Raw genomic sequence first — 13894 nt, 5'->3', positions numbered from 1 at the left:
TGAACGATACAACGACAGAGCGCCGCCCTCGGCGGCGGGGTGTTAAGGAGCGCCGCCTTCGGGGGCGGGGTGTTCTTAAGGAGCGCCGCCCTCGGCGGCGGGTGTTCTTCAACGGGGAGCTGCACATGAGAATCCGCCTGCGCCGGGCCGCGGCCGGCCTGATCGCCACTGTCCTGCTGACAGCCTCGGCAACCACCGCGACGACCGCCATCGCCGCGCCGTCATCGGGCTTCGACAACTGGTCCTGCAAGCCGTCGGCCGCCTTGCAGAGCCTGTACGGCCTCAAGGTCCGCGGGTACGCCGGTCAGGTGGGCAAGGTGATCGCCCTCGCGCCGCCGACGAACGGTACGACGTTCGCCGGCCTGGTGAGCGTGGGTGACTACCTCGGGCTCGGCCCGCTGGTCGACCAGGTCCTGCAGCAGTTCGGCTGCCCGGCCGCGACGAACTCATCGTCGGCGGTGCAGCCGTGCAGAAGCTGACCGTCGGCCCGATCGCCCAGCCCGGCGTGAAGTTCACGGTGATCGCGTCCCGCTTCGACGCCCTGGTGACACCGCACGAAACGTCCTTCATCCGCGGGCCCGGCGTCACGAACCAGTACGTCCAGGACACCTGCCCACTCCACCCGGTCGGCCACGTCGGTCTCGCCTTCGACCCGACTGTCGCTCAGTTGGTCGCCAACGCGCTCGACCCGGCCCACGCAACCCGCGTGCTGTGCGCCTTCGGCCCGCCGCTGTAAGTCAGGCGGTGCGGTCGAGCTCCTGCAGAGGAGGGTCGACGAGCAGCGCGGATCCGCATTTCACGCAGATCCATTCGTCCGGCTCGTCGACCAGGTGATCCCCGGCCTCGATCCGTTCGAACGGCATCACCGCCGCACAGAACACGCAGTACTGCGAATCCTCACCCACGGGCTCCACGCGCTGGCGCTTCTTCCGCATGACGGGCTCACCTCCGGAGCAACTCTTCCGTTCAGGTTGCCACCGGAGCCGGGCCCGTCACGGTAGCGACACTCGGCCCGGCCGGGTCAGTGCGTCCAGTCGCGGGCGAGCTCGTGCTCCTTCTGCAGGCCGGAGCGGATCGCGTCGACGACGAACGGCTCCATCTTCTTGCCGATCAGCGGGACCGCGACCTTTACGTCCAGGTCGATCGCCTGGACCGCCTGGGCGCCGCCGCTGATGCTCGCGGTGCCCTTCAGGGTGACCGGGGTGTTGCTGATCTCGCCGACCACGTCGGCCCGCCGGGATCCGTCCGCGGCGGCCGCGTGCCAGGTCTCGGTCTGGACCACGGTCAGCGTCTGGCCGACGAACTTCCGCGCGAAGTCGGGTACGTCGTCCGACGGCATCTCCCGGCTGACCCGGACGATCGTGTCGCCGCCGGACTCGGTCACCTGCACGTCGTACGACAGCGCCTTGGTCTTCTCGCAGGCCTGCTCGCGGAAGGTGGCGTCCGAGACGATCGCGAACACTTCCTCGGGGGTGGCGTCGTACGACGCCGACAGCTTCAGCTCCATGCCGCACATCATGGCATTGCCGCTCGGTCACCGGACCCCTCCGCCGCACCCGCCGGCTGGTGCGGAGTCGCCTGCTACGGTGCCTGGGCAAGCGATTGCCGGACGGAGTGAGGACCGATGGGGCTCGCCGAGCGGTGGATGGCGGTTGGGGCGGAAGGTCGTGCCGAGGCGGTCGCGTCGGCACGCGAGCGGGCCGGCGTACCGGACCTGACGGCCCGCGAGACGTGGGGGACCCGTGACCCCGCGGCGGTGAAGGCGATCCTGGCCGAGGCGGACGCCGACCGTGCCCGGCCCTGGCCGCAGACCTTGCTGTCGGACTACGCCCGCTTCTGGCGTGACGGCGCCCGCACCCCTTACGAGACCCCAGCCGGCGAGCTACGGCGTCGTACGTCGACCGCCGTGGTGGCCGCCACGCTGACCGCTGACCAGGCGTACGTCGATCAGGCCGCCGACGGATTGCTCTTGTTGTGTGAGCAGACCACCTGGTGCTGGGCAGCGCACGAGTCCTTCGCGACCGAGAGACATGAGGTGCTGGGCGATCCCGACCAGCCGTACCTGGATCTGGGTGCCGCGGAGACCGCGGAGATCCTGGCCTGGGCCGACCTCGTGCTCGGCCCTGCGCTCGACGCCCGCGTGCCGGGGCTGCGGCGGCGCCTTCGCGCGGAGGTCCGTCGTCGCGTCATCCAGCCGTTCCGCACCGATCGCCGCTGGCACTGGCTCGGCCTGACCGGTCACCTGAGCAACTGGAACCCGTGGGTCCACGGCCATGTCCTCGCCGCCACGCTCTTCCTCGAGGACGACCCCGAGGTCCGGCTCGAGGTCGCCGACCTCGTCGTCGACGGCCTCGATCGATACCTGAACTCACTCCCGGCCGACGGCGGTTGCGACGAGGGCTACGCCTACTGGTGGAACGGTCCCGCCCGCCTGGCCCAAGCCCTCGACCTCCTCGACATCATCACGAACGGCGCCTTCGCGCCCTGGAGTTGTACGCCGCTCGCCGAACTGGCCCGTTATCCGCAACGGATGGCGCTGGGGAACGGCTGGTACGTCAACGTGGCCGACGGCTCCGCCCGTCCGGACCCGAACCAGCCCTGGCATCTCCTGCACCGCTGGGGCCGCCATCACGATGACGCCGCCGTGATGGCCCAGGCCGCCGCACATCGCGACCAGCCGATCGCGCCGGTCGCCGGTCTCGGCCGAGCGCTGATCGGATTCACCGACGATGCCTGGTGGGCCAGCGCCAAAGCTGATCTGCCGCTGCCACGGTCGACCTATCTCGCCGAGCTGCAGGTCCTGGTCGTCCGCGAAACGGCCGGCACCTCGAACGGCCTGACCCTGGCGATCAAGGGTGGCCACAACAACGAGAACCACAACCACAACGACGTCGGCTCGTTCATCGCCGCCCTCGACGGGACTCCGGTGCTGATCGACCTCGGCCAGCCGACGTACACCGCGTTATCCTTCTCCGACCGCCGCTACGAGCACTGGGTCGTCCGGAGCGACTGGCACAACGTCCCGTTGATCGACGGCCAAGAGCAGCTCCCCGGCGCGCAGTACCGCGCCACCGAGGTTGAGGCGCAAGAGAACTCGCTGGCACTCGACCTGTCGCACGCCTATCCCACGGGGTCGCGCTATCGGCGGGTGGCCAGTTTGGAGGCGGGTGCGATCAGGATCGCCGACCAGTGGGACGGCTCGGCCGAGCAGCACTTCGTCATCGCCGGTACGCCGCTCGATCACGAGCCGGGCCGGCTCCGGATCCAGACCCTCACCGGCGGGCACGTTCAGCTCAGGTGGGACGCCGGCGCCGCACGGCTGGAGCGACGAGCGGTGGAAGACCAACTCCTGGAAGGTGTCTGGGGCTCGATCGTGCATCGGCTCGTCATCACGCCCGACCGCAACTCCTTCGAGCTGACCGTCACGAGTGCCCGTGACTGACGCGCCGTACACCGGTCTGACCCGCGAGCACTGGGCCGCGACCGCCGACGGGTTGCTGCTGTCGTTGCGCCCCTGGAACTCACCGGATCACGCCCGCATCGACCTCCCCGGCCAGCCGAGCGCGCACGGATCGGACAGCGATTCCCTGGAGGCGTTCGCGCGATCCTTCCTGCTCGCAGCGGTCCGGCTGCACGGCGAGCAGGGCAACGATCCCCAGGGGTTCGCCGAGTGGTACGCCGACGGCCTCCGTGCCGGCACGGACCCCGCGTCACCCAACGCGTGGCCTCGACCCGATCGCCTCGGCCAGGCGAAGGTGGAGGCCTACTCGATCGCCCTCGGCCTGCACCTCAGCCGACCGTGGCTGTGGGACCGCCTGAACGACCAGGATCGTGAGCGGATCGTCGCGTGGCTCGCCACCGTCGTCGGCGAGCAGTACCCACCGGTCAACTGGGTCTGGTTCCAGATCGTCGTCGAGACCTTCCTCGAGTCCGTCGGCGGGCCGTGGTCGGCCGCCGACATCGAGAGCGGTCTGGCTGTGCACGAGTCGCTGTACCGCGGCCACGGCTGGTACGCAGACGGTCCCGAGCGCGCGTTCGACCACTACAACGGCTGGGCGTTCCACGTCTTTCCATTGCTGTGGGCAACCATGGGCTCGACGCTCGTGGAGCACTCCCTGGTGACCGCGTGGCGCGACCGGTTGGCGCAGTACCTCCGAACCGTCGTCCACCTCCAAGGCGGCAACGGCTCGCCCCTGGTCCAAGGCCGCAGCCTCACCTACCGCTTCGCCACGGCCGCGCCGCTGTGGATGGGCGCGATCACTGGCGCGACCGACGTACCGCTGGGCCTGCTCCGGCGCGGGGCGTCCGGGATGCTCGCGCACTTCCTCGACCGCGGCGTCCCCGACGACCGCGGTCTGCTGAACCTCGGCTGGTACGGCGAATGGCCACGGATCGCCCAGTCGTACTCAGGCCCGGGGTCCCCGTACTGGGTCGTCAAAGGCATGCTCGGCCTCATGCTCCCCGCCGACCATCCGGTCTGGGTGGCGCGGGAGGAACCGCTACCGGTCGAGGCCGGTGACTTCACGCTCCAACTCCCCGAGCCAGGCTGGCTGGTGAGCGGTACGAAGGTCGACGGTGTCGTCCGGATCGTCAACCACGGCACAGATCACTCGGTCCCAGGCGACCGGCGCGCCGACTCGCCGCTCTACGCACGGATCGCCTACTCGACCCACACGATGCCGCCGATGGACAGCGCCGCCTGGTCGACCGCGGTCGAGAACAGTGTCGCGATCGTGCACCCGGAGCTCGGCCCGAGCCACCGCAATGGGTTCACCACGGTGAGCACCGGTGTTTCGGCCGCGACCGCGCACTGGGTGCGGACAGCGGAGACCGGCCGGGACCACGGATCGGGTCGCCAAGGCGAGGTGATCGAGGGGCCGCGCCTCGTGGTCGGCTCGCTGCTGCGCGGCAGCCATGAGGTACGCGCGGTGGTTGTCGAAGGCAACGTTGATCCGGAGTGGCAGCTGGAGGTCAGCGGCTGGCCGCTGTCCGGGACCGAGCCGCCCACCGTCGAAGGCCAAATGGCGAAGGCCGCGACCGACGGCCTCGTCTCGTCCGTTGCCGCAGGCGCCGGGTTCGAGTACGACGTCCGCCGGTCCACCGAAGCGAGTGCCGTCGGCAACCACACCGCCGTACCGTGTGCCCGGATCCACCCCGAACCGGATGTCGTCTACCTCGCCACCGTCACGCTCGGCGGATACCCCGAGCCGCTCCCGCTCGTGTCCAGCGAGGGCCGGACGGTCCGGGTCGAGTGGTCGGACGGCCAAGTGGATCGTCTCGAACTCACGGGGCCGCGTTGAGCAGGTCGAGCGCGGACTGTTGCCGGGCGGCGTCGAGGTTGTCGACCGGGCCGTACCACCGCAGTCCGAACTGGTCCATCGGCGTACGGTCGGCGGTGAAGGCGCGGTCGGCCTGCCGCTGGAGGTAGGCCGTGTACGGATGATCGGACAGCGCCGCGTTGAGCTTGCCGAGGCCGCGCACGTGGGCGCCCTTGAAGGACGGGCCGTCGCCGCCGCAGTCACCCGACTCGCAGGGCTCGCGCAGGATCCCATCGGCGGTGTGCAGTGACGGCGCGGTGGTCGCCGCGTCGGCGAGCTGCCGGGCGCTGGTCAGGTACGCCGAGTTGTTCGTTGCCCTGGCCAACTCGGTGAGCGCGCCGATCAGCACACCCTGGTTGTAGGTCCATGCGGTGGCGCCGTTGTTCTTGCAGGTGGACAGGTCGATCCCGTCGTTGACGAGCTGGGAGCCGTTGATCATCCCGGTCTGCTGGAACCAGGTCCAGCCGGCCTGTGCCCGCTGGAGATAGGTGGAGTCGCCGGGGATCCGGCTGTGCAGCGCCGCGCTGAGCTGGATGTAGAGCGAGTTGGAGATCGCGTTCTTGTACGTCTTCGCCTCACTCCACCACACGCCGCCACCACAGGTGTTGTCCCAGTACGCCGCCATATGGTCGGCGTCGGCCCGGGCAGTCTGCAGATAGCGCGCTTCACCGGTCACGTCGTACGCCGCGACCCAGGCGAGACCCCACCAGCCGGTGTCGTCGAGGTAGTCGTTGCGAAACTGGCCTTCCGCGGCATTCAGGTTGAGGTCGTAGGTCCGGGCGATCGCGTACTTGTAGCTGTCCATCCCGCTGACCCGGATGTTGTCGATCACCGCGTTCAACGCGTTGGCCGAGTTCCACCAGCCGGTGGTGTCGAACAGTCCGGTCGAGCGGTTGTAGTACTGCATCTGCGCGGTCGCGGCCGCCGTACGGCGATCCCAGGCGTTCCACGTGGTCCGGGCCCACGGCGTACAGGCGATGTCGTGGCGGTCGCCGGCCTTACCGCAGGCGCGCAGGGCGCCGACGCCGAGGTTGTTCCAGTCGTCGACGTTGTACATCAGCGTGCGCCAACCGCGTTGCCCGGCGGGGATCGCGGTGTTGCCGAGGCGGCTGCCGTCGGTCCAGGTACGGCCGCCGTCCATCGAGCGGTCCAGCCACACCTCGTCGCCGGGATTGCCGTTCTCGATCGAGGCCCAGCCCATCGCGTCCGCGTCGTCGAAGTGCAGCGAGACGGTCCGGCCGAACAGCGTCGCCGACACCGGGGCCCGGTCGCCGGGGGAGAGCGCGGGGTCGCGGGCGTCGCAGTACTTGTTGCAGATCGTTGCCTGGGTGGACATGTTCACCGCCGGGGTCTCAGGGGCCGGGGCCGGAGGTGGTGCGCCGAGAGGCGAGGCTAGCAGGCTGAGGCTGGAAACGATTCCAACGAACATCACGGATCTCCCTGGGGCGGTAGGAAGAGAGCGGTGTCACCGAAGGTAGGTGGACGGTCACCGCGACGTCAAGATGTCAGCAAGCCCAGCAGGATGCCGACGGTGAGCAGCACGGTGAAGGCGATCGCCACCCGCCGGCCGCACTCGGTGCGGCGCCGGATCGCGGTGTGGTCGACGTGCGTGGCGCACGGCTCGAAGCTCAGCTCGTCTGCGCGCGCGAGGACTCCGCTCAGCCGTGCCAACGCACTCCGCTGCGACGCTTGCCTCGTCGCCTCCTGGACGACGCGACGCCGCATGAACTCCCGCGGATCGCCGGTCGGCAGGGTCACGCCCGGCGGCAGCGCGCGCTGCACGACGGCGTGGGCCGCGCTCACCCGCCGCTGCCGGCTGACCGACGGCGGGAGGATGAGATACGCCAGGTGAACCAGGGACGAATAGTCGTCGAGCAGCAGTGCCTCGAGCTGCGGTTCTTCACGCGTGGGGCCCTGGACAGGTCCCGGGACAAGCGGGGTTCGGACCGTGGCGGACATGCAACTCCTTGTATCGGCGTACCTCAGGTCCAACGAACGAATCGCTGACCGGTCACGAACGCGTCGGTTACTCTCGGGCCCATGAGCACAGAGGACGGGGTTGCGGGGCGGTGGGACGGGGTCGACGTCCACTTCGGTGAGGCCGGTGGGCGGCTGACGTACGGCAGTTATCTGCGGCTGGCCGAGCTGCTCGACCAGCAGCGGCTGGAGTCGGATCCGCCGGCCCACGACGAACTGCTGTTCATCACGATTCACCAGGTGTACGAGCTGTGGTTCAAGCAGATCCTGCACGAGCTGACCGCGTCCCGGGACTCGATGCTGTCCGGTGAGCTCTGGCTGGCCCAGCATCTGCTCCGCCGCGTGCACACGATCGAACGGGTGCTGACCCAGCAGGTCGACATCCTCGAGACCATGACGCCGCAGGACTTCGGCGAGTTCCGGCACCGGCTGTCGCCGGCGAGCGGGTTCCAGTCGGTGCAGTTCCGCGAGATCGAGTTCCTCTCCGGCGCCAAGGACCCGTCCTTCGTACGGCGGTTCCGCGGGCTGACCGAGACCGAGAAGGAACGCCTCGGCCGGCGCCTGGAGGACCCGACGCTCTGGGACGCGTTTCTCGTCGTACTGCAGAAGGCCGGCTTCGACACCGACACCGAGGACGCGACTCGCGACGCTCTCCGCAAGGTCGCCGGCGACCGCGGTCACTACGCCGCCATCTGGGAGCTCGCCGAGGCGCTGCTGCAGCACGACGAGCTGGCCGCCGCCTGGCGGGCCCGCCACGTCGTCATGGTCGAGCGGATGATCGGCACCAAGCCGGGCACCGGCGGCTCGTCCGGCGCCGGCTACCTACGCAGCCGGTTGGATCTTCGTTACTACCCGTTGCTGTGGGATCTGCGCTCGACCCTCTAGTGTCACCGCGGACGAACCCGATGAAGGGCAGGCGCGGTGAAGCTCTACTCCGACGTGGGAACACAGCGGTTCGGGCAGTTCCTGGGCGACCTGATGCTGGTTGGCTGGGTCTGGTTGTGTGTGGAACTCGGACTGCTGGTGTACCGGATCACGGACGCGTTGGGCGCGCCGGGGCGGAAGGCGGCCGAGGCAGGGGACGGCCTGGCCGGAGACCTGCGGAAGCTGTCCGAACCGATCGGCAAGGTCCCGGCCGTCGGCGACCAGCTGCGGGCGCCCATCGACGGAGCGGCCGGGGCCGCGGGGAAGCTGGCGCAGGCCGGGCGCGATGAGGCGCACGCGGTCGAGCAGCTGGCGTATGTGCTGGCCGGGGTGACGATCGCGCTGCCGGTGCTGTTCGCGCTGCTGATCTGGCTGCCAGGCCGGATCCGTTTCTCCCGCCGGGCCACGGCGGCCCAGAAGTTCATCGACAGCGCCGCCGATCTGGACCTGTTCGCCCTCCGCGCGATGGCCAATCAGCCCATGCACAAGCTCGCGAAGATCTCCGATGACCCCGTCGCCGCCTGGCGCGACGGCGACAGCACGGTGATCGCGCAGCTCGCCGACCTCGAGCTTCGAAGTACGGGTTTGAAGGCCCCGCGACCAGCCTGAAGCTACTCTCAACGACATGGCACGGGTGTTGCTGGTCGAGGACGACGACGCGATCCGGACGTCGCTGGGCAAGTCCCTGACGGCGGCCGGGCATGTCGTCACGGCCGTGGCCGCCGGCGCCGACGGGGTCGCGCTGGTCGCGCGGGAGCGGCCGGAGGTGCTGCTGCTCGATCTCGGTCTGCCCGACCTCGACGGCCGGGACGTGCTGGCCATGGTCCGGTCGGTCAGCGACGTACCGGTGATCGTGGCAACGGCCCGCGACGACGACGCCAGCGTGGTCAAGCTGCTCGATGCCGGCGCCGACGACTACGTGATCAAACCGTTCAGCTCGGCCCAGATCGACGCCCGGATCCGCGCGGTCCTGCGGCGCCTCGGACCGGACCAGCAGGGCGAGTCGATGGTCGACCTCGGCGCGCTCCGGATCGACCCACGCAGCCGTGAGGTCACCGTCGACGGGAATCCGGTCGACCTGACCCGCAAGGAGTTCGACCTCCTGCTCGCGCTCTCCCGCCGTCCGGGTGCGGTGGTCACCAAGCGCGAACTGCTCGCCGAGGTCTGGGGTCTGCCGTGGGGCGGTGGCGACCGTACGGTCGATGTCCACCTGTCCTGGTTGCGGCGGAAGCTCGGGGAGACGGCGGCCGCGCCGCGGTTCCTGCACAGCGTCCGCGGGGTCGGGATCAAGCTCGCGGCACCCGAGGGTGGCTGACGATGCGCCGCCGGATCCTGTTGCTCTCGGTCGGCATGACCACGCTCGTCGTGCTGGCGTTCGCCGTACCGCTGATCATCCTGTTGCGGAGTTCGACGGCCAACGAGGCGAAGGACCAGGCGCGGTACCGGGCCGAGGCCGCCGCGTACTACGTCGGTGATGCGAACCACACGGTCGACGACATCACGGCGTACATCGACGGGCTCTCCAAGAACGGGCCGGGGACGATCTCGGTCCGGCTGCCCGACGGCACGACGCTCGGCCAACCTCCGCCCGGCGGGGTCCCGACGCCGAAGCCGCTGCCGGCCGGCTACAACGACGGCGACGATGACAGCCGGCGCGGACCGCCGACGGTCGGCGACGCCGACTACCGCGAGGTCGGCGGCGGGATGGCGGTCGACGTCGCCGTCGGCACCCCGGCCGGCCCGGCGTCGATCTGCCTGTACCTGACCGCGGACGAGTTGTACGCCGGCCTCGTCCCACGTGTGCTGATCCTGATCGGTGCCAGCCTGCTCGTCCTGCTGCTCAGCATCGTCGGCGCGGAGCTCGTCTCCCGCCGGCTGGCCCGCCCCTTGGAGGAGACAGCCGGTACGGCGGAACGCCTGGCCAAGGGGGACATGGAGGCCCGCGCCCCGACGACCGGTCCGGCCGAGGTGGCGAAGGTCGGCGCCGCGCTCAACGGTCTCGCCGACCGCATCGACGAGGTGATCGCGGTCGAACGCGAAGCCGTCGCCGACCTGTCCCATCGACTCCGTACGCCGTTGACCGCGCTCCGGCTGCAGGTCGAAGCCTTGCCGGACCGGGAGAGCGCCGAGGAACTCAACACCCAGGTGACCAGCCTGGAACGCACCCTGACCGCGGTGATCAGCGCGGCCCGCCGGCCGCAGCGTGAGGGACGTGTCCCGCACTGCGACGCCGTCGAGGTCACCCGCAACCGGGCGGCGTTCTGGGAACCGCTCTTCGAGGACCAGGGCCGGGAGCTCTCCCTCGACCTCCCGACCCCACCCGCGATGGTCCGCTCGTCGGCCGAGGACCTCGCGGCCGCACTCGACGCGCTGGTCGAGAACGTCGTCGCCCACACGCCCGACGGCACGCCGGCCCGGATCACGCTCACCCGCGAACAGAACGGCGTACGGATCGTCGTCGCCGACAAGGGCCCAGGCATCCCGCTCGGCGCGGGGGAGCGCGGCCGCAGCGACCGCGGCTCCACCGGCCTCGGCCTCGACATCGCCCGCCGCTGCGCCGAAGCCGCCGGCGGCGACCTCACCATCCACCGCAACGAGGTCGTGCTAACCCTCGCGGCGGCCTAAGGCCCGTGTCTGCGCGGTCACGACCGCGAGCGCTCGCTGGAGGTGTGGTGCTTCGTCGTCGGCTCGGGTCGCGGCGGCCAGGTCGACGGTGGCCTTGCCGACGAGCGGGCGATAGGTCACCCCCGGCACCATCAGCTCCGCCACAGGCGCGGGCACGACGGCGATCCCGAGCCCGGCCGCCACGAACGTGACCAGCGTCGACGTCTCCGCGACCTCGTGCCGCACCCGTGGCTCGAACCCCGCTTCCCGGCAGCGCGCGACCACCGTGTCGTGCATCACCGACCGCCCACCGCCGGCATGGATCACGAAGTCCTCGCCGGCCAGCTCCTTCAACCGCAGGCGTGCCCGCGCGGCCAGCCGATGCCCGTCGGGGAGTGCGAGGATGAGCCGATCCGCGCGCAGGAGCTCGAGCCGCAGCGAATCCTCGTCGACCGGCGGACGCAGCAGTCCGAGATCGATCCGCCCGTCGAGCAGCGCGCCGACCTGATCGGGCGCGAGCATCTCACCCTGGACCGAGACCTCGACGTCGGGCAAACCGTCGCGCAACGTGCGGACGAGCTGCGGAAGCAGGCTGTACGTCGCCGAGCCGACGCACCCGATCACCAGTCGCCCCTGCAGTCCGGCCGCCACCCGCTGCGCCTCGCCCGCGGCGGACGAGACCGCCGCGATGATCTGCCGGGCCCGGACCAGGTAGGCCTCACCGGCGGCGGTCAGCTCGACGCGTCGCGTCGTACGGCGAAGGAGCTGCAGGCCGAGCTCGGACTCCAGCTGGCGGATCTGCTGGGACAACGGCGGCTGGGCGATGTGCAGACGGGCCGCCGCGCGGCCGAAGTGCCGCTCCTCGGCGACGGCGACGAAGTACCGCAGATGGCGCAGCTCCACGACATTCATACTCGCAGAGTCTCGATCGAGCGTAAATGAGTATTTCTCCATATCGGTCACACCGGCCTACCGTCGAAGGCATGAGTGACGTGGTGATCTGTGAGCCGATCCGTACTCCGGTGGGACGCTTCGGCGGTGCGCTGTCCGCGCTGTCCGCGGCCGACCTGGCCACCGCCGCCCTCACCGAATTGGTACGGCGGACCGGTCTGCGCGAAGGGGATGTCGACGACGTCGTCCTGGGCCAGTGCTATCCGAACGGGGAAGCGCCGGCGATCGGCCGGATCGCCGCGCTCGACTCGGGACTCGGGATCTCGGTGCCTGGTCGCCAGGTCGATCGCCGGTGCGGCTCCGGTCTGCAGGCGGTCCTGGACGCGGCCGGCATGGTCGCGACCGGTGCGGCCCGGTTGGTTGTTGCCGGAGGCACCGAATCCATGTCACAGGTCGAGCACTATGCGCTCGGGCTGCGGACGGGCGTCCGGGGCGGCGTCGAACTGATGGACCGCCTGGTTCGTGCCCGCGAGACCGCGGGCGGGAAACACCATCCGGTCCCGGGTGGGATGGTCGAGACGGCGGAGAACGTCAGGCGCCGATACGGCATTTCGCGCGCGGAGCAGGATGAATTCGCCTTGCGATCTCACCAGCGAGCCGTTGCCGCTCAGACGAACGGCAGGTTCACCGGCGAACTCGTCCCGCTGGAGGTGCCCGGACGGCGTGGCGCCGCCACGCTTGTCGCCGTCGACGAGCACCCGCGCCCTGACACCACGCTCGAGGGGCTCGCGGCGCTGCGGCCGGTCCGCCTGGCTGTCGACGATCAGGCGACCGTCACGGCCGGCAACTCGAGCGGTCAGAACGACGGCGCCGCCGTGTGCGTGGTCACCACACGCGACGAGGCCGAGCGGCGCGGTCTCCGTCCGCTGCTCGCACTTCGCTCGTGGGCGGTCGCCGGTGTCGGCCCCGAGGTGATGGGCATCGGACCCGTCCCCGCCACGGCCGCGGCCCTCGACCGAGCCGGCCTCACCCTGGACGACCTCGACCTGATCGAACTCAACGAGGCCTTCGCCGCCCAGGTCCTCGCCTGCCTGCGCGAATGGAAGGTCGATCCGGACGACGAGCGCCTCAACCCGAACGGCTCCGGCATCTCGCTCGGTCATCCGCTCGGCGCGACCGGTGTGCGCATCCTGGCGACTTTGGCCCACGAGCTGCACCGGCGCGGCGGACGCTACGCCCTGGAGACGCTTTGCATCGGCGGCGGCCAGGGCATCGCCGCAGTCTTCGAGGCAGTCCGATGACCGCTCACCGTCAGGAGAACGCATGAGTCTGGACAAGGTCGTCGCGACGCCCGCCGACGCGGTCGCCGACATCGCCGACGGGACTAGCCTGGCGGTCGGCGGCTTCGGGCTGGCCGGCATCCCGTGGTTCCTGATCGAGGCGCTGCTCGAGCAGGGCGCCGGTGATCTGACCGTGGTGTCGAACAACTGCGGGGTCGACGGCGCCGGCCTCGGCCTGCTCCTGGAACGAGGCCGGATCAGCCGCGTGATCGCGTCGTACGTCGGGGAGAACAAGGAGTTCGCCCGTCAGTACCTGGCCGGGGAGCTGCACGTCGAGCTGACACCGCAGGGCACCCTGGCCGAGCGGCTGCGGGCGGGCGGGACGGGCATCGGCGCGTTCTTCACGCCGACCGGCGTCGGCACGTTCGTCGCCGAGGGTGGACTTCCCTGGCGCTACAGCCCGGACGGGACCGTGGCCGTGGCGTCGCCGCCCAAGGAGGTCCGGACGATCGACGGTCGCGACATGGTCCTCGAGGAGGCGATCGTCACCGATGTCGCGCTGGTCCGGGCCGCGGTCGCCGACCGGGCCGGCAACTGCCTGTTCCACGCAGCCGCGCGTAACTTCAACCCGGTCGCGGGGATGGCCGGCCGGTTGACGATCGTCGAAGCCGAGCAGGTCGTCGACGTCGGCATACTCGACCCGGACTCGATCCACCTGCCCGGAGTCTTCGTCCAACGCGTCGTACCCCTCACTCCGGAACAGGCCGCCCGCAAGAGCATCGAGAAGCGCACAACCCGACCGCGGCCCGAGGCCTGACCCGATTGACCGTCGGTCGGGTGGGTGTGAACTCCGTGTGGTGTCCAAGGTCGCCAAGCTGCACGATGACGAGGAGCAGTGAC

The 13894-nt window shown here is 70.3% G+C and carries 15 protein-coding genes; 10 read left to right on the top strand and 5 right to left on the bottom strand.

The features are described from left to right. Positions 1-125: 125 nt before the first annotated feature. Positions 126-479, top strand: a complete 354-nt coding sequence (locus OG876_RS05030) for a hypothetical protein (protein WP_328523573.1) — start codon at positions 126-128, stop codon at positions 477-479. After that, positions 467-736, top strand: coding sequence for a hypothetical protein (locus OG876_RS05025; protein ID WP_328523572.1), 270 nt, complete (start codon positions 467-469; stop codon positions 734-736). The genes OG876_RS05030 and OG876_RS05025 overlap by 13 nt, the downstream gene beginning before the upstream one ends. Position 737: 1 nt before the next feature. On the opposite strand, the gene OG876_RS05020 is transcribed toward OG876_RS05025, so the two are convergent. Together OG876_RS05020 and OG876_RS05015 are read right to left on the bottom strand one after the other, a co-directional pair. Then, complete coding sequence (locus tag OG876_RS05020) at positions 738-935, bottom strand: hypothetical protein (protein ID WP_328523571.1); 198 nt, start codon at positions 933-935, stop codon at positions 738-740. Between the two features lie 86 nt (positions 936-1021). Next, on the bottom strand, positions 1022-1507 hold the full coding sequence (locus OG876_RS05015; RefSeq protein WP_328523570.1) for a DUF2505 domain-containing protein: 486 nt from the start codon (positions 1505-1507) through the stop codon (positions 1022-1024). Between the two features lie 117 nt (positions 1508-1624). Between OG876_RS05015 and OG876_RS05010 the strand changes: the two genes are divergently transcribed. Then, positions 1625-3442 carry a heparinase II/III domain-containing protein gene (locus OG876_RS05010; protein ID WP_328523569.1) on the top strand — a complete coding sequence of 606 codons (1818 nt, stop codon included), beginning with the start codon at positions 1625-1627 and terminating at the stop codon, positions 3440-3442. Next, positions 3435-5300, top strand: coding sequence for a DUF2264 domain-containing protein (locus tag OG876_RS05005; RefSeq protein WP_328523568.1), 1866 nt, complete (start codon positions 3435-3437; stop codon positions 5298-5300). The genes OG876_RS05010 and OG876_RS05005 overlap by 8 nt, the downstream gene beginning before the upstream one ends. On the opposite strand, the gene OG876_RS05000 is transcribed toward OG876_RS05005, so the two are convergent. Both OG876_RS05000 and OG876_RS04995 read right to left on the bottom strand, forming a co-directional pair. After that, a complete protein-coding gene (locus OG876_RS05000; RefSeq protein WP_328526859.1) occupies positions 5284-6654 on the bottom strand; it encodes a glycoside hydrolase family 76 protein in 1371 nt (456 codons plus the stop codon). The genes OG876_RS05005 and OG876_RS05000 overlap by 17 nt on opposite strands. 161 nt (positions 6655-6815) lie before the next feature. Next, entirely contained in the window at positions 6816-7277 is a 462-nt protein-coding gene (locus OG876_RS04995; RefSeq protein WP_328523567.1) for a hypothetical protein, read from the bottom strand. A gap of 81 nt (positions 7278-7358) precedes the next feature. Between OG876_RS04995 and OG876_RS04990 the strand changes: the two genes are divergently transcribed. Genes OG876_RS04990 through OG876_RS04975 form a run of 4 tightly spaced genes read left to right on the top strand, consistent with a single transcriptional unit; the run spans position 7359 to position 10844 of the window. Further along, on the top strand, positions 7359-8180 hold the full coding sequence (locus tag OG876_RS04990; protein ID WP_328523566.1) for a tryptophan 2,3-dioxygenase: 822 nt from the start codon (positions 7359-7361) through the stop codon (positions 8178-8180). Between the two features lie 36 nt (positions 8181-8216). Further along, positions 8217-8828, top strand: a complete 612-nt coding sequence (locus OG876_RS04985) for a hypothetical protein (RefSeq protein WP_328523565.1) — start codon at positions 8217-8219, stop codon at positions 8826-8828. 16 nt (positions 8829-8844) lie between these two features. Then, positions 8845-9534 carry a response regulator transcription factor gene (locus tag OG876_RS04980; protein ID WP_328523564.1) on the top strand — a complete coding sequence of 230 codons (690 nt, stop codon included), beginning with the start codon at positions 8845-8847 and terminating at the stop codon, positions 9532-9534. A 2-nt stretch (positions 9535-9536) separates the two neighbouring features. Beyond that, entirely contained in the window at positions 9537-10844 is a 1308-nt protein-coding gene (locus OG876_RS04975) for a sensor histidine kinase (RefSeq protein ID WP_328523563.1), read from the top strand. On the opposite strand, the gene OG876_RS04970 is transcribed toward OG876_RS04975, so the two are convergent. Beyond that, positions 10824-11735: a LysR substrate-binding domain-containing protein gene (locus OG876_RS04970; protein ID WP_328523562.1), complete on the bottom strand. Its 912-nt coding sequence runs from the start codon at positions 11733-11735 to the stop codon at positions 10824-10826. The genes OG876_RS04975 and OG876_RS04970 overlap by 21 nt on opposite strands. A 71-nt stretch (positions 11736-11806) precedes the next feature. On the opposite strand from OG876_RS04970, the gene OG876_RS04965 reads away from it, so the two are divergent. Both OG876_RS04965 and OG876_RS04960 read left to right on the top strand, forming a co-directional pair. After that, positions 11807-13015: an acetyl-CoA C-acetyltransferase gene (locus OG876_RS04965; RefSeq protein ID WP_328523561.1), complete on the top strand. Its 1209-nt coding sequence runs from the start codon at positions 11807-11809 to the stop codon at positions 13013-13015. Between the two features lie 22 nt (positions 13016-13037). After that, positions 13038-13811, top strand: coding sequence for a CoA transferase subunit A (locus tag OG876_RS04960; RefSeq protein ID WP_442914102.1), 774 nt, complete (start codon positions 13038-13040; stop codon positions 13809-13811). The last annotated feature ends 83 nt before the right edge of the window (positions 13812-13894 follow it).

Origin of the sequence: Kribbella sp. NBC_00359 (assembly GCF_036097425.1) — a bacterium.
Taxonomy (GTDB): Bacteria; Actinomycetota; Actinomycetes; order Propionibacteriales; family Kribbellaceae; genus Kribbella.
The sequence above is the reverse complement of the archived record's forward strand: the minus strand, read 5'-3'. Positions and strand labels throughout refer to the sequence as shown.

Coding starts and splice junctions, on each gene's coding strand:
- OG876_RS05030 (WP_328523573.1), top strand. CDS start 126: ATGAGAATCCGCCTGCGCCGGGCCGCGGCCGGCCTGATCGCCACTGTC.
- OG876_RS05020 (WP_328523571.1), bottom strand. CDS start 935: ATGCGGAAGAAGCGCCAGCGCGTGGAGCCCGTGGGTGAGGATTCGCAG.
- OG876_RS05015 (WP_328523570.1), bottom strand. CDS start 1,507: ATGGAGCTGAAGCTGTCGGCGTCGTACGACGCCACCCCCGAGGAAGTG.
- OG876_RS05010 (WP_328523569.1), top strand. CDS start 1,625: ATGGGGCTCGCCGAGCGGTGGATGGCGGTTGGGGCGGAAGGTCGTGCC.
- OG876_RS05000 (WP_328526859.1), bottom strand. CDS start 6,654: ATGTCCACCCAGGCAACGATCTGCAACAAGTACTGCGACGCCCGCGAC.
- OG876_RS04995 (WP_328523567.1), bottom strand. CDS start 7,277: ATGTCCGCCACGGTCCGAACCCCGCTTGTCCCGGGACCTGTCCAGGGC.
- OG876_RS04990 (WP_328523566.1), top strand. CDS start 7,359: ATGAGCACAGAGGACGGGGTTGCGGGGCGGTGGGACGGGGTCGACGTC.
- OG876_RS04980 (WP_328523564.1), top strand. CDS start 8,845: ATGGCACGGGTGTTGCTGGTCGAGGACGACGACGCGATCCGGACGTCG.
- OG876_RS04975 (WP_328523563.1), top strand. CDS start 9,537: ATGCGCCGCCGGATCCTGTTGCTCTCGGTCGGCATGACCACGCTCGTC.
- OG876_RS04970 (WP_328523562.1), bottom strand. CDS start 11,735: ATGAATGTCGTGGAGCTGCGCCATCTGCGGTACTTCGTCGCCGTCGCC.
- OG876_RS04965 (WP_328523561.1), top strand. CDS start 11,807: ATGAGTGACGTGGTGATCTGTGAGCCGATCCGTACTCCGGTGGGACGC.
- OG876_RS04960 (WP_442914102.1), top strand. CDS start 13,038: ATGAGTCTGGACAAGGTCGTCGCGACGCCCGCCGACGCGGTCGCCGAC.